The 19,174-nt window shown below is 56.6% G+C and carries 9 protein-coding genes; 7 read left to right on the top strand and 2 right to left on the bottom strand.

Features of this window, described 5'->3' with window-relative positions; all coding sequences use genetic code 11:
• Positions 1-4 precede the first annotated feature (4 nt).
• The 3 genes from ACUVSA_RS03920 (at position 5) to ACUVSA_RS03910 (ending at position 7,985) form a co-directional block, all read left to right on the top strand.
• Positions 5-4,507, top strand: a complete 4,503-nt coding sequence (locus ACUVSA_RS03920) for an NAD(P)-binding protein (protein ID WP_445893864.1) — start codon at positions 5-7, stop codon at positions 4,505-4,507.
• A 322-nt stretch (positions 4,508-4,829) separates the two neighbouring features.
• A complete protein-coding gene (locus ACUVSA_RS03915; RefSeq protein WP_445893863.1) occupies positions 4,830-7,529 on the top strand; it encodes an FAD-dependent oxidoreductase in 2,700 nt (899 codons plus the stop codon).
• A gap of 45 nt (positions 7,530-7,574) precedes the next feature.
• The gene (locus tag ACUVSA_RS03910; protein WP_445893862.1) at positions 7,575-7,985 is read left to right on the top strand and encodes a hydrogenase iron-sulfur subunit; all 411 of its coding nucleotides are present in this window, start codon (positions 7,575-7,577) and stop codon (positions 7,983-7,985) included.
• A 323-nt stretch (positions 7,986-8,308) separates the two neighbouring features.
• Here the strand turns inward: ACUVSA_RS03910 and ACUVSA_RS03905 are convergent, their stop codons facing one another.
• On the bottom strand, positions 8,309-9,199 hold the full coding sequence (locus tag ACUVSA_RS03905; protein WP_445892544.1) for a bifunctional 5,10-methylenetetrahydrofolate dehydrogenase/5,10-methenyltetrahydrofolate cyclohydrolase: 891 nt from the start codon (positions 9,197-9,199) through the stop codon (positions 8,309-8,311).
• A gap of 73 nt (positions 9,200-9,272) precedes the next feature.
• Positions 9,273-11,036, bottom strand: a complete 1,764-nt coding sequence (locus tag ACUVSA_RS03900; RefSeq protein WP_445893861.1) for a formate--tetrahydrofolate ligase — start codon at positions 11,034-11,036, stop codon at positions 9,273-9,275.
• 560 nt (positions 11,037-11,596) lie between these two features.
• Between ACUVSA_RS03900 and dnaN the strand changes: the two genes are divergently transcribed.
• The 4 genes from dnaN to ACUVSA_RS03880 all read left to right on the top strand — a co-directional run bounded on the left by dnaN (position 11,597) and on the right by ACUVSA_RS03880 (position 19,166).
• Positions 11,597-12,709: a DNA polymerase III subunit beta gene (dnaN, locus tag ACUVSA_RS03895; RefSeq protein WP_445893860.1), complete on the top strand. Its 1,113-nt coding sequence runs from the start codon at positions 11,597-11,599 to the stop codon at positions 12,707-12,709.
• 307 nt (positions 12,710-13,016) lie between these two features.
• Entirely contained in the window at positions 13,017-15,461 is a 2,445-nt protein-coding gene (gene gyrB, locus ACUVSA_RS03890; RefSeq protein WP_445893859.1) for a DNA topoisomerase (ATP-hydrolyzing) subunit B, read from the top strand.
• A gap of 256 nt (positions 15,462-15,717) precedes the next feature.
• Positions 15,718-18,141, top strand: coding sequence for a DNA gyrase subunit A (gene gyrA, locus ACUVSA_RS03885; RefSeq protein ID WP_445893858.1), 2,424 nt, complete (start codon positions 15,718-15,720; stop codon positions 18,139-18,141).
• The gene (locus tag ACUVSA_RS03880; protein WP_445893857.1) at positions 18,138-19,166 is read left to right on the top strand and encodes an NAD(P)H-dependent glycerol-3-phosphate dehydrogenase; all 1,029 of its coding nucleotides are present in this window, start codon (positions 18,138-18,140) and stop codon (positions 19,164-19,166) included. Before gyrA ends, ACUVSA_RS03880 begins: the two co-directional genes overlap by 4 nt.
• Positions 19,167-19,174: the final 8 nt, after the last annotated feature.

Genomic DNA, 19,174 nt, shown 5'->3' with positions numbered 1-19,174 from the left:
CGTCATGAGCGCGCAATCGGCATCCCCAGGATCTGTGAATGGTTCGGTTATGGTCATAGGGGGCGGCATTGCCGGAATGCAGGCAAGCTTAGATTTGGCCAACAGCGGCTTTCGCGTCCTGCTGGTGGAAAGGGACATCAGCATCGGCGGCAACATGGCCAAGCTGGACAAGACCTTTCCAACCAACGACTGTTCCACTTGCATGATTTCGCCTAAACTCATCGAGGTGGCGAGCCACCCCAACATTGAGATTCTGACGCGCACGACGGTGACGCAGTTGGCCGGCGAGCCGGGCCGATTTCAGGTGACACTGCGCCGCGAACCGCGCTATGTGCTGGAAGACCGCTGCACGGCATGCGGCGAATGTGTGCGCGTGTGCCCTATAGACATTCCCGCCGATTTCAACCAGGGTCTCGACACCCGTAAGGCCATCTACCGTCACTTTCCTCAGGCCATTCCCTCGACCTTTGCCATTGACAAAAAAGGCATGGCCCCGTGCAAGGCGGCGTGTCCTGCGGGCATCAGTGTTCAGGGCTATATTGCTTTGATCGCCCAGGGTCGGTACCGGGAAGCCCTGGACCTCATTCGCAAGGACAATCCTTTGCCGGCCGTGTGCGGACGCGTGTGCCACCATCCCTGTGAGAAGGTCTGCAGCCGAGGCGCGGTGGACGAACCGGTGGCCATTGATTTCTTGAAAAGGTTTGTCTGCGATTGGGAAGCTCAGAACGGCCCTGGGCCGCTGCCAGCCAAAAAGGAGGCCAACGGTCGGCGAGTGGCCATCGTGGGAGCGGGCCCGGCCGGCTTGACCGCCGCCTACTATCTGGCTCTGGAAGGTTACAGTGTGACCATCTTTGAAGCCATGCCGGAGCCGGGCGGATGGCTGCGCTACGGCATTCCTGAGTACCGCCTGCCACGCCAAGTGCTCAAGGCCGAAATCGACTACATTCAAAGGCTTGGCGTGGAAATTCGCACCAACACCGCTTTGGGCAAGGATTTTCAATTGGAAGACCTTCGCCGAGAAGGCTACGAAGCCTTTTTCCTGGCCATCGGCACCCAGACGGACCTCAAACTCAATATTCCCGGCGAAAACCTGAAAGAAGTCTACACGGGAACCAGCTTTCTTAAACTATTGAACAGCGGTCATAGACCTCCACTCGGCCGCAAGGTGGCGGTGATCGGCGGCGGCAACATCGCCATGGACGTGGCCCGATCCTGCGTGCGCCTGGGGCTCGACGAGGTGCACCTCTTTTATCGCAGAAGTCGAGAGGAAATGCCGGCCAACCCGGAAGAATTCGAAGAGGCGCTGCAGGAAGGGGTTCAGATGCACTTTTTGGCGGCGCCCGTGGCCATTCACGGCAACGACGAAGGGCACGTGACGGCCGTCGAATGCATTCGCATGGAATTGGGAGAAGCCGACGAAAGCGGACGCCGCCGTCCCATTCCTGTGGTGGGATCCGAATACCGCGTGCCCACCGACAGTGTCATCGCCGCTGTGGGCCTGATGACCGATCCCTTGGTGCTTGACGCCATGGACCCGGAAAGCCGCCCTGTGGTCAGTCGCTGGGGCACTTTCGTCGTGGATCCGGTGACCTATGAAACGCATCGACCGGGCGTTTTTGCTGGCGGGGACGTGACTTCAGGGCCGGCCAGCGTGGTGCAAGCCATCGCCGCCGGCAAGGAAGTGGCCATCTCCATCGATCGCTATCTGCGGGGCGTAGATCTGCGGGAAGGGCGGTTTGTCCCCAGCCGGACAGCGCCACGCCCGGACAAGCCTGTTCCTAGAGCGCCCCGGGCCGTTATGCCGCGCCTGGACGCCGCGGAACGCATTCGCTCGTTTCAAGAGGTGCAGCTGGGCTTTGATGAGGAAACGGCTCGCGCTGAGGCGCAAAGGTGCTTGCAGTGCGGCGTGTGCAGCGAGTGTTACCGGTGCGTGGAGGCCTGCCTGCCCCAGGCCATCGATCATCAAATGATGCCTCGAGAAGACACCGTGGAGGTGGGCGCTATTCTTTACGCTTGCGGCTACAGGCCTTTCGATGCCGTGCAAAAACCCGAATACGGCTACGGCCGCTATCCCAATGTCATCACCAGCTTGGAATACGAACGGATTCTCGCCGCTTCGGGTCCCACCAAAGGGCATGTGCAGCGACCCAGCGACGGGGCGGTGCCTAAAAGGATCGCCTGGATTCAATGCGTGGGATCCCGGGACGCATCCATCGGGCGGGATTACTGCTCCAGCGTCTGCTGCATGTACGCCACCAAACAGGCCATTGTCACCAAAGATCATGAACCCGATGTGGAAACCACCATTTTCTACATCGATCTGAGAGCTATGGGAAAGGGTTTTGAAAGGTATTGGCAAAGAGCCGAATCCCAGCACGGGGTGCGCTACGTGCGGTCCCAGGTCAGCCGGGTGGTCCCGACCGTGGACGGCCATGGCCTGGAAATATCCTACGTGGACGAAAACAATACGCTGCAAAGAGAAACCTTTGACATGGTGGTGCTGTCCGTGGGACTCGGCGCAACGCAAGCTTCCAAAGAAACCGCGCACGCCCTTGGAGTGGCGCTGGATCGGTTCGGCTTTATCGTCGCCGACCCCATGGATCCTGTTCAGACATCCCAGCCGGGCGTGTTTTCCTGTGGTGTGAGCACCGATCCTAAGGACATTCCGGAAACTGTGGCCCAGGCCAGCGCGGCGGCGGCATCGGCCCAGTGCCTGCTCGCTTCAGCCCGGCACACCTGCACGACACCGCCCATGAGCGTTGGGGAACGTACCATGCCGGGGGATATTCCCCGCATTGGGGTTTTCGTGTGCCATTGCGGCATCAACATTGCCGGCGTGGTGGACGTGAAGGCTGTGGCCGACTACGCCGCCACGCTGCCCAACGTGGCCCATGCCGAAAATCTGCTTTTTACCTGTTCCACAGATTCCACGGAAAAAATCAAAAAAATCATTCAGGAAAAGAACCTGAATCGTGTCGTGGTGGCGTCTTGCTCACCTAGAACCCACGAACCCCTTTTTCAGGAATGCCTGCGCGAAGCCGGCGTCAACAAATATCTGTTTGAGATGGCCAATATTCGAGACCAATGTTCCTGGGTGCATGGAACGACTCCTGAGGAGGCGACAAACAAATCTAAAGACCTGGTGCGCATGGCTGTGGCCAAGGCCCTCTTTCTGGAGCCGCTCCATGAGATGCCCGTTTCTGTGATACCAAAAGCACTGGTGGTTGGGGGCGGCATGGCCGGCATGACGGCGGCCCGCTATCTGGCGGATCAAGGGTTTTTCACCTACTTGGTGGAACGGGAGGCAGAGCTTGGCGGTCAAGCACGGGCATGGATGCGTTTTCATGCCAGCGGCCTGGATGTGACCAAAGTGGTTTTCCAGACCATGGAAACGGTGCTGAACCACCCCAACATTGAGGTACTCACGGCATCGGAAATCCTTTCTTTTGAAGGCCATACGGGGCATTTCCTCAGCCGCGCCAAGACGCCTCATGGCGAAAGAATCCTTGAATACGGCGCCTTGGTGGTGGCCACGGGCGGTGAAGAATATCAGCCCAAAGAGTATGGTTACGGGGAAGACCCACGCGTGATCACCCAACTGCAGCTGCAAAAGAAGCTTGCGGAGGACGCCCACGGCATAGACAAGCTCGCCCATGTGGTTATGATTCAGTGCGTGGGGTCTCGAGACGAGGAACGGCCCTACTGCAGCCGCGTCTGTTGCACAGCCGCCGTGGTCAACGCTCTCCGCATCAAGGAAAAATATCCTAAGGCACATGTTACCATCCTTTATCGAGACATTCGCACCTTTGGTACCCGTGAGCTATATTACCGCCAAGCGCGGGCAGTGGGTGTTCGGTTCCTTCGGTATCGGCCCGAGGAAAAGCCCACGGTGAGTTTTCTGCAAGATAGGGTTCTTGTTGATGTGCTCGATCAAAACCTGAAAGAAAAACTCCGCCTGCGATGCGACCTGGTGGTCCTCAGCGCCGCTATCGTGCCTCGAGCTTCCCATGGAGAGCTGGCCGGCTTGTTCAAGCTGAGCACTGATGCGGACGGGTTTTTCATGGAGGCCCACGTGAAACTTCGGCCTCTCGACTTTGCCAGCCCCGGCCTTTACCTGTGCGGCCTGGCGCACAGCCCCAAGTTTCTGGAAGAATCCATCGCTCAGGCTAAGGGGGCGGCGGCTCGAGCCGCCACCGTGCTGAGTCGAGAACAGCTGTTTGTGGGCGGGCGCGTCGCCGTGGTGGATCCGGCCAAATGCGCCGTGTGCCTCACCTGTGTGCGCACCTGCCCCTATGAAGTTCCCGTGGTCGTGACCGCTACCCAATCCGTTCGCCGCTCCGCCTACATTGACCCGGCCAAATGCCAGGGTTGCGGCGCCTGCGTTGCCGAATGCCCCGGAAAGGCCATTCAGCTGCAACACTTCACGGACGTTCAACTCCTGCACAAGACGGCCGCCGCCGTGTGCCTGGATCTCACGCAGAGCTCAAAGACCGAAAAAGCGCCGTGATGTCCCTGAAAACCGGACTAGGGCTTAGAGTGGACGATCCAATTGCACCTTGACGTTGCTTTTTTTTTCACATACAGGGAAGGTGTCTTGTGGATTATCCACCCACGGTAAAGAGCACCGAACCTTCAACCATAGGCCGGTACAAGAGCCTTTTCCTCAAAAGCCGTTTCAAGGTGATGGGCCTCGCAGGGGTTTGCCGCCACGAAGTGGGGCTGCTTTTTTGTCCGTTGAGCCATCAAAGAGTTGAGGGAATCCTATGACGCAATCACAGGAAAAGAAGAACAAAGGCAATGTCTTAGTCGTTGGAGGGGGTGTCGCTGGGATGAACGCCGCATTGGATTTGGCGGCCCAAGGCTATCATGTGGACCTGGTGGAAAAGGAAAGCGAACTGGGTGGAACGGTCGCCAAGCTCCATCGGCTTTATCCTCTGTGCAGTTGTTGCAAGGCTGCCAACCGGGCGACCCTTTGCAAATTGCATCCCAATATTCGCGCCTGGACCGAATCCAGCGTGGTTCGAATTTTCGGCTCAGCGGGAGCTTTTCAGGCCGTTATCGCGGGGCCGGCGGGTGAGACTTCTGTGGACGCCCAGGCTGTCATTTTGGCCTTGGGTGTGGAACCTTTTTCTCCACAGGCCTACGACACTTACGCCTACGCAGCTTTTGAAAACGTTGTGACCAGCATTGAGTTGGAATGGCTTCAAAAACCCGTGGGCCCCTTTCAGGGCGTGCCCAAACGGCCGTCCGACGGCCAGCCGCCCAAAAAGGTGGCATGGCTCCAGTGTGTGGGATCCCGTGAGATCAACAAATGCGACGCCCCTTACTGCTCTGCCGTTTGCTGCATGTATGCCTTGAAGGAAGCCGTGCAGCTTAAGGACGCGCTGCCTGAAGCCGAAACCACCATCTTCTACATGGACATGCGCACCCATGGCAAAGGGTACGAAAGGTATTTCGACCAGGCCAAGGAAAAGGGTGTGCGCCTGGTGCGCAGCCGTATTCACAGCATTGAAAAGGCGGCTGGAACCGAAGATCTGGTTCTGGAATATGTGGATGAAAACGGGACCAAGCAGGCTGAAACCTTTGACTTGGTCGTGCTTTCCGTGGGCCTCAGGCCTTCCGCCGAACTGCAACAACTGGCTGAGATGTTGGGCGTGGTCCTTTCAGAGGATCACTATGTGGCTTCGGAGACCTTCAAGCCTTGTGAAACCAACGTGCCCGGAGTTTTCGTTTGCGGCGGTGCGGCAGGGCCTCGAGACGTCCATCAAAGTGTCGTGGAAGCGGCCGCCTCGGTGGGTAAAGTGGCGGCCATGGTCAAAGGCGTATCCGGAAACGGGGCTGGTGCGTCGTTTCGCGATGTGAGCGGGGAGACTCCCGCTGTCGGTGTGGTGCTGAGCCTCTGTCCGTCCAAGCTGCCAGAGTTTGAAGCCTTATTGAATCCTTTAGCGGACTTTATCAAGGGCCTTCCCGGAGTCTCCTTTGTGGAGCGGCTGGATCTTCACGACGGCAGCTCCTTGGGTCGACTTGCCGAGCGCATGAAGACGGGGGCTGTCAACCGCCTCGTCTATGCCAGCTGCACACCCATCATGCACCAGGAACTCATTGAAAGCGCCATGAAAGAGGCGGGCTTGAATCCCAGCCTTTACGAATTCGTGGACCTGCGCACCTTGGGAACCACACCGGTGGAATTGCCCCGTTTGCAAAATCTTTTCCGCACGGCCGTGCTCAAGGCCCGCATGCTGGAGCCTTTGACCTACGCGAAAGTTCCCGTCAAGAAGTCCGCTTTGGTCATCGGCGGTGGCTTGGCCGGAATGCAAGCGGCCTTGGCTTTCGCCGAACTGGACGTGCCCGTGACTCTGGTGGAAAAGAAAGATCGGCTAGGAGGGCACGCCCACAAGGTGCGCTCCGCCTGGAAAGGGGAATCGGTCCAAGATCTCCTTAAAAGCACCATCGACAAGGTCACGCAAAACCCCAAGATCACGGTCATGACCTCGGCTGAAGTGGTGGGGGCTCGAGGCTTTGCAGGCAATTACATCAGTACGGTGCTTCAGGGGGGCCAAAAGAAAGAAGTGGAACACGGCGTCGTGGTGCTGGCCACGGGAGCCCATTCCTTGAAGCCTCAGGAATACGCTTACGGTCAACATCCGGAGGTTTATCGCTGGAGCGATTTCACCAAGAAAATGATCGACGATCCCAACGCCTTTCGTTCCGCACAGTGCGGCGTCTTCATTCAGTGCGTGGGCAGTCGAGAACCTCAGCGTCCGTATTGCAGCCGATTGTGCTGCACGTTTGCGGTACGTTCCGCCATCGATTTAAAAGCCATGAACCCGGACATGGATGTGTTCGTGCTGTACCGAGAGATGCGCACCTTTGGCGAAAGAGAACGCATCTATAAGGAAGCTCGAGAAAAAGGCGTCGTCTTTATTCGATACGATCTGGATTCCAAGCCCGAAGTCTCCGTGGAAAACGGCCGTTTAAAGGTGGTGGTCACGGATCCCATTCTGGGCCGTCCTCTTGCCTTGACGCCGGACTTCATTTCTTTGCAGACGGCCATTCTTCCTGCCCAGGTGACGGATTTGGCCGCCTATTACAAAGTCTCGTTGGACGAAGACGGCTTTTTTGCCGAATCTCCCGCCAAGATGCGTCCCGTGGATGGCGAAACCGAGGGCGTCTTCTTTGCTGGTCTGGCGCTGGCTCCAAAACCGGTGGAAGAGAGCCTGGCTGAAGGGTGGGCCGTAGCGGGCCGTGCCATGCGTCTTCTCAGCCAAGATGTCATGCTCGTGGGCGGTGCTGTGGCGGAGGTGGACCCCGACAAGTGTGCCGTATGCCTCACGTGCGTGCGCACCTGCCCGTTCCACATCCCCTTTATCGACAGCCAGCAAGGCCATGCGTTTATCGACCCGGGATTGTGCCAGGGATGCGGCATGTGCGTGAGTGAATGCCCCGGCAAGGCCATTTCCTATCGACGGCTGAGTGATGACCACATCGCCGCCATGGCCCAAAGCCTACTGCGATCCGCCGTGCAATGAGGCCTATGGCACGGCTCAAAGAGACTCGAGAGAAGGAGTGGTCCAATGAGCACCTTTGAACCGCAAATCATCGCTTACTGCTGCGCCAATTGCGCCTCGTCGGCCGCACAGGTTTCCGAGAAGATGGGGTTGAACCTTCCGGAAAACGTCAAGGTGATTCAATTGCCGTGTACGGGTCGCCTGGACAGTCTGCACCTGTTGAAAGCCTTGGAAGCGGGCGCCGACGGCGTGTATGTGGCCGGCTGCCAGATCGACAGTTGCCAATACAAACACGGTGTGAAAAAGGCACAGAAGAAGGTCAAATATGTCCAGGAATTGCTGGGGGCGCTCGGGGTGGAAGCCGACCGTGTGGCGCTGTTTCACATGATGGCGGGCAAAGGCCAAGGATTTGTGGACGCCGCCAAGGACATGGTGGAAAAGGTTCGCGCTCTGGGTCCTAGCCCGCTGAAGGATTAAGCAGCCGGCTTTTTCCAACATTCCTGGGCAAGCTGATCCCACCAAAGAAAAAGGGGCGATGCGCCATGCATCGCCCCTTTCTTTTGGATCTACGGTGATTGTGCCCTTGAAGCTTGCCCGAGAATGGCTTTTCGAGGGCGTGCCTTTCATTCTGTAGGAGCGCCGCACGGCTCGATAAGGAGTCGCAGCTCGCGCTGCTCCTCCCGAAGGTGTTTTCGAACAGGCTTCCAGAGCTCGCTCGAGAACGCCGATTTTATTCGGTCGACCCCTTTAGCCGATGAAATGGGTAGCCCGAGAAAGGGCGAAAGGCCTTCTCCGAGCTCCTAGTCCTTGATGTTGTGATGCACTTTACAGGCCCTCACTGTATTCTTCATGAGCATGGTAATGGTCATGGGGCCCACACCACCAGGAACCGGCGTGATGGCGCTGGCGACCTCTTTGGCTTCATCAAACGCCACATCGCCTTTGAGGATTCTCTTGCCGTCGGGGGTCTGTCCCACTTCGTTGACACCCACATCTATGACCACAGCACCGGGTTTGATCCAATCGCCTTTGACGTATTCCGTGACACCGGCGGCCACAATGAGAATGTCGGCTCGCTTTGTGTGGAATTGCACATCCTTGGTGCGCGTATGGCAGACCGTGACGGTGGCGTTGGCGCCTTTGCCCTTTTGCATCAGCATGACCGCAATGGGCTTACCCACGATGTTGGAGCGGCCCACCACCACCACTTCAGCCCCAGAGGTTTCCGTGCCCGAGCGGATCAAGAGTTCTTGAATGCCTGCGGGTGTGCAGGGCAGATAATCCGGCTGGCCGATCATGAGCTTGCCTACGTTAAAGGGATGAAAGGCATCCACATCCTTGCCCGGATCGATGGCGTAGAGCACCTTGTTTTCATTGATGTGCTTGGGCAAAGGCAACTGGACCAAAATGCCGTCAATCTTGGGGTCCTTGTTGTATTTGTCGATTAGGGCCAAGAGGTTGTCTTCGGAAATATCCGCCGGCTGATTATCCTGCACGGAATAGAAACCCAGTTCATGGGCGGCTTTCTGCTTGGCCCGGACATAGCTCTGGGATGCCGGGTTTTCCCCCACCAAAATGGTCACAAGGCCGGGTTCGACCCCGTATTTTTCCTTGATGTGTTTAACCTCCTGGGCCAATTCCTCTCGAATCTGTTTGGCGACTTCCGCCCCTTTAATCAATTTTGCCGACATGGTGTTCTCCTTTGACGCTGTAAAAAGGACAGCGGGGGGCTTTCCAACCCCCCGCTGCGCCTATTCACCTGGTTTAGAACAAGCCCATTACTTTGCCCGTCTTGACGTCTACGTCAATACGGCGGAAAGCCGGATCGGACGAGGTTCCAGGCATAAGGCTGATGGTGCCGGCGCACGGGCAGAGGAACTTGGCGCCAGAGTAGATCAAAACGTCGCGGATCGGCAGGATCCAGCCCTTGGGCACCCCCTTGAGGCTCGGATCGTGGGAGAGGCTCAGGTGGGTCTTCACCATCATGGTGGCATAGTCGGCATACTTGGGATCAGCTTCCAACATCTTGGCCTTGGCTTCCGCTTCCGGCTGCCAAGCCACACCGTCGGCGCCGTACACCTCCTTGGCGATCAGTTCCACACGGTCACGCAGCTTCATCTCCAGCGGATAGAGGAACTTGAACTCACTGGGTTGTTCGCAGGCTTCGATGACCGCATCGGCCAGTTCCAAGGCACCTTCGCCACCCTTGAGCCAATGCTCGGAAAGCGCGCAGCGCGCACCAGCCGCTTCCGCCGCTTTGCGCACGACAGCGATCTCGTCTTTGGTGTCGGTGTGGAAGGCATTGATGCACACCACAGGATTCATGCCCGATTTGCGAATGGTGTTGATGTGGTGCACCATATTGGCAACGCCCTTTTCCACCAAGGCCACGTTTTCCTTGGTGTACTCTTCGGGCAGCGGAAGCCCTGCCACGACCTTCGGGCCGCCCCCATGCATCTTCAACGCGCGCACGGTCGTGGTCAAGACGGACACATGCGGCTTCAACCCGCTGAAACGACACTTGACGTTCCAGAACTTTTCAAAGCCGATATCCGCAGCGAACCCGCTTTCCGTCACATGGTAGTCGAAAAGCTTCAAGCCCACGCGGTCCCCGATGATGGAGGATTGGCCCACAGCAATGTTGGCGAAGGGACCGGCGTGCACCATACACGGCTGGTACTCGGCTGTGCTGCACAGGGTCGGGTTGATGGATTCCACCATGAAGGCCGTCATGGCCCCGGCCACTTCCAAATCGCCGGTGGTCACCGGATTGCCGCGCTTGTCAAAGGCCACCGTGATCTTGCTCATTTTGTCGCGCAGGTCGGCCAAGTCCCTCACAATGGACAAAATGGCCATGATTTCCGAACTCACGGCAATCCCAAACTTGGACTGCATGGTGTAGCCGTCATAGCGGCCGCCCAGACCAATGACGATGTTGCGCAGCGACTGGGCACAAAAGTCAATGACCCAGCCCATTTCCACGCGCGTGGGGTCGATGTCCAATCGGCGCATGCGGGTCAGCCGCTGCAACTGCTCATCGGTGTAGTTGCGCTCATGCTGCATGCGCGCTGTCAACGCCACCATGGCCAGATTATGGGCATTCATGATGTTGTTGATGTCGCCCGTCAGACCCATGGAAAATTCCGTCATGGGAATGAGCAACGCATTGCCGCCGCCGGCCGCTGTTCCTTTGATGTTCATGGTGGGACCGCCGGAGGGTTGCCGCAGACAACCGCCCACATTCTTACCGCGCTTTCCCAGGCCCTCCATGAGACCTATGGAAGTGGTGCTCTTGCCTTCCCCCAAGGGTGTGGGGGTGATGGCCGTAACCTCGATGTACTTGCCGTCCGGCCTGTCTTTGAGTCGTTCCATGATCTTCATGAAGTTAAGCCGGCACAGCCGCCCAACGGGAATCACCTCGTCTTTTTGCAAGCCCAGCTTTTCCCGCCATTGGTCCGGTGTGGGCATGTTCTTTTCCGCTGCTTCGGAAATCTGCCAATCTGCCATTTTGGTCGGATCGTACGGCATAGCTACCTCCTACAGTTGGGCGTTAAAATTTTAATATTGGGCTTGCCCTCGCAGGCTTGCGCGCCCATCCAGGAGCCCCCCTTTCATCACGGGCCACACAGGAAACATCCCTGTTGACACGGCTCCGGCAATGGGCCTATTCGAATTCAGGCTAAGAGAAGAACGAGTAGGGGGAATGGTCTTCACCATAAGAACTATTTTTCACATTCCACGGCACGGTACTGAACCCGAGAACGGTTGTCAAGCGGAAAAGTCATGAGAAGTCTTGGCCTACAGGTCATTTGGCCTTCGAAGGCACTGGTTCAGGGATCGGAAGAAAGGGTGTGGAAAAAAGCGCGGGCATGGTCGAAAAACTGTTCAAAATTCTGCATGATGTGCCAAAGGCCATGGAAGGACGTGCAAAGAGCACCGCAAAAATTCGAAAACCTGTGTAGAAGTTTTTTAAAGAGCGTCAAGGCCTTAGGGATCTTTTTGACAATTGCACAAGGCTTGATTATTGTCGTGACGTTTTTTAGAAAGCCTAATAAACACAAAACCAATAACCGTTGTGAGTGATGGCCATGAAGTGGACGGTGAAGCGGGACATACTGCAGGCAGCCTTGCAGAAGGTGGTCGGTATTGCGGAACAAAGACGCGCCAGCATGCAGGTGTTGTCCCACGTTTTGCTGGAAGCTACGGACACCAACCGGTTTTCTCTTTCCGCCACGGATCTGAGTTTGAGCGTGCGCACCAACATTGCAGCGCAGGTGGAATGTCCCGGGCAGACCACGGTTTCTGCACGAAAGTTACTGGAAAGTGTCAAAGAAGTCCGTCACGATGTGCTGCACTGTGAGCTGCTGGAGAATGAACGTTTGAGCGTGACGGCGGGCGCGGTAAATTATACTTTGGCCACGATCCCTGCGGCGGACTTTCCCTATTTTGAAACCATCACGCCGGAGCAGACGTGCCCCTTGAATGTAGAAAGCCTGCGTCGAGGTTTGGAAAGCACCTTGTATGCGGTTCCTGAGGACGAGGATGCCATCAGTGTTTCGGGCATGTTTTGGCATCCCGTGGCGGAGGACCGCCTGCGTGTGGTCAGTTCCGACGGGCATCGGCTCGCCATGAACGAGGTTCCCTTTCCCTCAAAGGCCTTCTTCGCAGACGTTCACGGAGTGGTGGTGCCTCGCAAGGGGGTTCAGGAAATTATTCGGCTTCTGGAAAAAACGGACACCGCTCTCGGCGCGCTCCATGAAAACCGCCTCATTATCCGGACACCGGACACGCACCTTATGGTGCTTCTTCTGGAAGAGACGTTTCCCAAATATGAAGTGATCATTCCCAGGGCTGTGGTGGGGTCCCTGGAAGTGCCTCGGGCCGAACTGCAAGCCGCTTTGCGCCGGATGGCCGTCGTCAGTGATGCCTCATCCAATCATGTCCGCTTCATAATTTCACAGGACCGGCTGGGTTTGGATGCCGGGAGCGAAGAATATGGGACGGCTCATGAAGAGATTCCTGTGGAGTACGCCGGAGAAAACTTCTCCATTGCCTTTAACATTCGTTACGTCTTGGATGTGGTGCAAAGTTTCACAGGACCTATGGTGCGCTTGGAATGGGTGGACGAATACCACGGAGGCATCTTTCGAGACCGGGACGATCCAGGAATTTTCGCCCTCATTATGCCCATCATGGTCTAAGAGGGTCTCCGACATTGATCTGCCGCGTCCTTTCAGCTTGAGGCTGTTGAAGCGCCGCAAGGCGCCATGAGGTCGCCAATTCATAACTCATCCTGAAGCTTTTACGGAACAAACACCCTGGGGGTCAAGATTTTCTAACAATTTAGAATTCCACCAAGAATTTCTTTTCCTTAAGCCAACCTTTCATTGCAACGGGAACCAAAAAAGAGTATAAAAAAATGTTTTAAACTTTTGCCTTTAAGCCCGAAAGGCCACAAGGGCGGCTTGGGCTCAAAGGACATTTGACGCGGTGAGGAAGAGGCTCGCTATGGAGCAGAATTCGGATCGGTGGCTGGTGGACGTGCCTCAGAACACGATGGATGGCGCAGTGGCCGAAGACTACACGGGAGACCGCATCACGGTGTTGGAAGGGTTGGAGCCTGTGCGCAAGCGCCCTTCCATGTACATCGGTAATGTTTCGACGGAAGGCCTTCATCAGTTGGTCTACGAGGTGGTGGACAACAGCATTGACGAAGCCTTGGCCGGCTATTGCGATCACATTCAGGTGACGGTGCATCTGGATGGCAGTGTGACGGTGGAAGACAACGGGCGGGGCATTCCTGTGGACATTCACGAAAAGGAAGGCTTGCCTGCGGTGGAAGTGGTCATGACCCGGTTGCATGCGGGAGGCAAATTCGATGATGCGGTCTACAAGGTTTCCGGAGGCCTTCATGGGGTAGGGGTTTCCGTGGTCAACGCCCTCAGTGAATTCCTGGAAGTGGAGATCCGCCGGGGAGGACGTGTCTATTTTCAGCGCTATGAACGAGGTCAGACCAAGACCCCTTTGGAACAGATCGGGGAGACGCGCCGTCGGGGCACGAGGGTGACCTTCAAGCCCGATCCGGAAATTTTCACCGATACAGATCTGAGCTTTGACATTCTTTCCCAAAGAATGCGGGAGTTGGCCTTTCTCAACAAGGGACTTCGCATCGATCTCATGGATGAGCGCACGTCCAAGGAAAAAAAATTCCACTACGAGGGCGGTCTCATTCAGTTTGTGGAGTATCTGAACCGCAACAAGGAGCCCTTGCACCCGGAGGTGGTCTTCATTGAGGGCAAGCGCCAGGACGTGATCATTGAAATTGCTCTGCAGTACAACCGCACCTACAATGAAAAAATCTTCACCTTTGCCAACAATATTAACACCCGGGAAGGCGGCTCTCACCTTGTGGGATTCAAGGCGGGTCTGACCCGCAGCATCAAGCAGTACGCCGTGCAAAATAAGGTGCCCAAGGCGGATGTGGAGCGCCTAACGGGCGATGACGTTCGAGAAGGGCTTTCGGCGGTGGTGAGTGTCAAGCTTCGAGACCCGCAGTTTGAAGGCCAGACCAAAACTAAGCTGGGCAACAGTGATATCAAAGGCACGGTGGAAACCCTGACCTACGAAAAGCTGAGTGCCTGCTTTGAGGAAAACCCCAGGATTATTCGGGCGATTTTGGACAAGGTGCTGGAGGCCATGCGCGCCCGGGAAGCGGCTCGAAGGGCCAAGGAGCTGACTCGGCGCAAGGGCGTTCTTAGCGATCATTCGCTTCCGGGAAAGTTGGCCGACTGTCAGGAAAGGGACCCGGAAAAGAGTGAGATTTTCATCGTGGAGGGGGATTCCGCCGGAGGCTCGGCAAAGCAGGGCCGCGATCGACGGTTTCAAGCGGTGCTTCCCTTGCGCGGCAAGATTCTCAACGTGGAAAAAGCCCGGTTTGACAAGATGCTGGAAAACCAGGAGATCCGCACCATGATTTCGGCCCTGGGAACCGGTATCGGCCGGGATGAATTCGATCCGGCAAGGCTGCGTTACCACAAGATTATCATCATGACCGACGCCGATGTGGACGGCGCTCACATTCGCACGTTGTTGCTTACCTTCTTTTTCCGCATGATGCCGGACCTCATCGAGCGAGGCCACCTCTACATCGCTCAACCACCCCTGTACCGCGTCGCCGTGGGCAAGAAGGAGCTCTACTTGAAAGACGACGTGGAACTGGAAGCCTTCTTGATGGCCCGTGCGGCGGAAAAACACCAGGTGTATTTGGGCCAGCGGGAGGAGCCCCTGCGCGCGGATGAGCTCGTCAAACTTCGAAAGACCTATGCACAGTATGAAGACTGGGTGGAGCGGCTGACACGCAAGGGGATTCGCCGCGAGCTGCTGCGATTTCTTGCCCGCGTTTTGGCTTGCGAAGATTTTGTTCCGGAAGACCATTCCAGCATGGAGAGGCTGCGGGAAGCCCTGAAGGCCTCCGGCTACGCCGTCTCCCAGATTGAGATGGAAGAGGAACATCGGGGCTATGACGTGGAGATTTGGCAGCCCACCAATGGTCAGGAAAAGTTTCGGTTGAGTTACGGGTTTTTGAAATCTGTGGAGTTTCGAAAGCTCTTGGAGCTTTCCAAAGAACTGGCCGTGTTGGATCAGCGGCCCTATCGAGTGGTGAGTACCGGTGCCGAAATGGCCGTACAGGACGCGGAGACGCTCTTTCAATATCTCAAAAACGAAGCGACCAAGGGCCTCACCGTGCAGCGCTACAAAGGTCTGGGGGAAATGAACCCTGAACAGCTTTGGGAAACGACCATGAACCCCGAGACCCGCACCCTGCTTCGCGTGCGCATTGACGATGAGTACATGGCCGACGAACTGTTCACGACCCTCATGGGGGATCGTGTGGAGCCGCGTCGGGAATTCATCCAGGTGAATGCCTTGGACTTTCGAGAACTGGACATTTGATCACTGATGGCATTGAAAGGTTGCAGCCAGGCCTTTAAGTATTTCACTTCGGGTCACGGTGCTTCCACAGGGTAAGGCCTCGGGCTTGTCCGAGAACACCTTCAGTAGGAGCGGCGCAAGCCGCGATTCCCTATTGCGCCGTGCGGCGCCCCTACAGCCTCAAGCCGAGAGGATGCGGCCAAACCCTTGTGGGACCAGGACAAGCTTGTAGGGGCCTGGTCAGACGAGGCGCCAAGGATGGGAAAAGAGGGTTTTCATGAGTTTACCCACTGTCAATATTGAGGATGAAATCAAGCTCTCGTACCTCGACTACGCCATGAGCGTCATTATCGGGCGGGCATTGCCCGATGTGCGTGACGGCCTAAAGCCCGTGCATCGGCGCGTGCTTTACGCCATGTATGAACTGAAAAACGATTATAACAAAGCGTACAAAAAGTCCGCCCGTATCGTGGGGGATGTCATCGGTAAGTATCACCCTCACGGCGATGCCGCCGTCTATGACACCATCGTGCGCATGGCTCAGGACTTTTCCATGCGTTATCCCTTGGTGGACGGACAAGGCAACTTCGGTTCCATTGACGGCGACCCCCCGGCGGCCATGCGTTACACGGAAATCCGCATGGCGCGGCTGGCCCACGAGTTTCTGCAAGACATTGAAAAAGAAACCGTGGATTTTGTGCCCAACTATGACAACTCCCTCAAGGAACCCTCCGTTCTTCCGACTCGAGTGCCCAACCTGCTGTTGAACGGGGCTTCCGGCATTGCCGTGGGCATGGCCACCAACATTCCACCCCACAACATCAAAGAACTATGCCTGGGCCTTCAATGGCTTCTGCGAAATCCGGAAATCAGCCTCAGGGAACTCATGCGTTACATTCCTGGGCCCGATTTCCCCACGGGCGGCTTCATTGTGGGTACGGATGGGATTCAGGAAGCCTATGCCACGGGTCGAGGGCTCATCCGCGTGCGGGGCCGCGTGGAAATCGAAGAGACAGCAAAGCGCCGTCAGATCCTCATCACGGAGCTGCCCTTTCAGGTCAACAAGGCCAGGCTTCTGGAGCGAATCGCCGAATTGGTGAAGGAAAAAAGAATTCAAGGGATTCAGGACATTCGTGACGAATCCAGCCGGGAAGGGATGCGCATCGTGCTGTCGCTTAAGGCCGGAGAAAACCCTCAGGTGGTCGAAAACCAGCTTTACAAATTCACGGCCGTGGAAACGACTTTTGGTGTCACCCTGTTGGCGGTGGTCAATAACCGGCCGGAACTCCTGGACTTCAAAGCCCTTTTACAGCATTTTTTGGACTTTCGCCGCCAGGTGGTGGAGCGGCGCACGCGCTACGAATTGCAGCAGGCCGAAAAAAGGGCCCACATTCTGGAAGGCCTGAAAAAGGCCCTGGAACACCTGGATGATGTCATTCAATGGATTCGCACCGCGCCCAACCCGGCGGTGGCCAAGGAAAGGTTGATGCATTTTCTGGAGCTGAGCGAGGTGCAGGCGCAGGCTATTCTGGACATGCGGCTGCAGCGGCTCACGGCTCTGGAAAGGGAAAAGATTCTCAGTGAATACGAAGAGCTTTTAGAAGCCATCGAACGCTATCGAGCCATTTTGGCGTCTCCGGCCTTGGTGGATGAACTGATCCATCAGGAACTTCAGGAGATCATCGAAACTTACGGCGACGCGCGACGCACAGTGATCCTTTCCGAGAGCCGCGATGTTTCCTTGGAAGACCTCATCGACGACAAAGAGGTGGTGGTGACCATTTCCCATGCGGGCTACGTGAAAAGGACACCCGTGGACACCTATCGCAGTCAAAGGCGGGGCGGCAAGGGACGAACCGGCATGAGTATTCGAGAACAAGACTTTGTGCGGGCCCTTTTCACGGCATCCACCCACGACTACCTGTTGGTGTTCACATCCCAGGGCCGCGTCTATTGGATCAAGGTCTATGCCATTCCCGAAGTGGGCCCAGCCTCCATGGGCAAAGCCATCGTGAACCTGCTGCCTTTGCAAGACGGGGAAAAGGTTGCCACGGTGATGCCGGTGAAAGATTTCGACCAAGATGGTTTTGTGGTCATGGCCACGAAAAACGGCGTGGTCAAGAAAACGGAGCTGAGAGCCTTTGGCAATCCGCGCAGCACGGGCATTCGGGCCATCGGCATCGATGAAGGCGATGAACTCATTGCGGCCTGTATGACCGACGGCTCCAAGGACTTGTTTTTCATGACGCGAGCGGGCAAGTGCATTCGCATCCGCGAAGAGACCGTGCGCCCCATGGGCAGGGAAGCTCGAGGCGTCAAGGCCATGGAGCTGGCGGGCAGCACGCTTGTGGGGATGGACACCATTGAGGAAGGCTCGTCCATGTTGGTGGTGACTCGGAAGGGATTCGGCAAAAGAACCGCATCTTCGGAGTACCGGGTTCAAGGCCGTGGCGGCCAAGGCGTTCTGAACTTGCGCATCACGGAAAAGAACGGAGAAGTGGTGGCTTTTCGCCAGGTTCGCCATGACGATGAAGTGCTTCTGATCACCAATACAGGGCGACTCATTCGTCTCAAAGTGCAAGACATTCGCGAAATGGGACGATCCACGCAAGGCGTCAAGCTCATGGATCTGGACGCCGCGGAAGAGATTGTCGACGTGGCTGTGGTGGCGGAATCGGATGAGGAGGAATCGGGTCAGTGAGGCACGCACAGGAAAGCATTGGTGTGATCGGTGCCGGCAGCTGGGGGACCACTCTGGCGCATCTTCTTGCGGAAAAGAGCTTCCCGGTTTCTTTATGGGTCTTTGAAAAGGAGTTGTGCGAAATTATTCAAAAGACAAGGGAAAATACACTCTACCTTCCAGGTTTTTCTCTAAGCGAACGAATCACGCCGTCAGCGAACATCGAGGAGGTGGTGGGAAATCGGCGCCTGCTGGTGATGGTGGTGCCTTCCCACGTCTACCGCTCAGTGGCCCTTCAAATGGTCCCTCACCTTCAAAAAAACGCCGTCATTGTTTCCGCCACCAAAGGCATCGAAAATCAAACCTTGCTCACCATGTCCGGAATCTGGAGAGACATTCTGCCCGAATCCTTGGGTGTTCGTGTGGTCGCCTTGGCCGGGCCTTCCTTTGCGCGAGAAGTGATGCAAAGGACGCCGACGGCGGTCACCGTGGCCGCCGAAGATCTGGACACAGCTCGCGAGGTGCAGCAAGTTTTTCATACACCCTATTTTCGAGTGTACACGAGCCCGGACAAGGTGGGCGTAGAACTGGCGGGAGCTTTGAAAAACGTGATCGCCATTGCGGCGGGCGTCTGCGACGGCCTGGGCTACGGCCTCAACACACGAGCGGCCCTCATCACCCGAGGCCTTGCGGAAATCACCCGATTGGGTGTGCGCTTGGGAGCCCATCCCCTGACTTTTGCCGGGCTTTCAGGTATTGGTGACCTTTTGCTGACCTGCACCGGAGATTTGAGCCGTAATCGCACCGTCGGTTTTCGCCTTGGGCGCGGCGAAAGGCTGCAAGAGATTCTGGCCGATATGAGAATGGTGGCCGAAGGGGTTCGCACGTGCACCTCCGTCTATGAATTGGCCAAGAAGATGAATGTGGACATGCCCATCTGCGAGCAGATGTACAAGATTCTCCATGAAAACAAAGATCCCCGCCAGGCCGTTTGGGACCTTATGGAAAGAGATCTCAAATCGGAGCTGGAATTTCCTTTGCCCTGACCAACGGC

The organism is Desulfosoma sp., assembly GCF_052743555.1.
Note: the sequence above shows the minus strand (reverse complement) of the source record. Positions and strands in the feature narration are given on the sequence as shown.

Coding starts and splice junctions, on each gene's coding strand:
- gyrA (WP_445893858.1), top strand. CDS start 15,718: ATGAGTTTACCCACTGTCAATATTGAGGATGAAATCAAGCTCTCGTAC.
- ACUVSA_RS03905 (WP_445892544.1), bottom strand. CDS start 9,199: ATGTCGGCAAAATTGATTAAAGGGGCGGAAGTCGCCAAACAGATTCGA.
- ACUVSA_RS03920 (WP_445893864.1), top strand. CDS start 5: ATGAGCGCGCAATCGGCATCCCCAGGATCTGTGAATGGTTCGGTTATG.
- ACUVSA_RS03910 (WP_445893862.1), top strand. CDS start 7,575: ATGAGCACCTTTGAACCGCAAATCATCGCTTACTGCTGCGCCAATTGC.
- dnaN (WP_445893860.1), top strand. CDS start 11,597: ATGAAGTGGACGGTGAAGCGGGACATACTGCAGGCAGCCTTGCAGAAG.
- ACUVSA_RS03915 (WP_445893863.1), top strand. CDS start 4,830: ATGAACGCCGCATTGGATTTGGCGGCCCAAGGCTATCATGTGGACCTG.
- ACUVSA_RS03900 (WP_445893861.1), bottom strand. CDS start 11,036: ATGCCGTACGATCCGACCAAAATGGCAGATTGGCAGATTTCCGAAGCA.
- gyrB (WP_445893859.1), top strand. CDS start 13,017: ATGGAGCAGAATTCGGATCGGTGGCTGGTGGACGTGCCTCAGAACACG.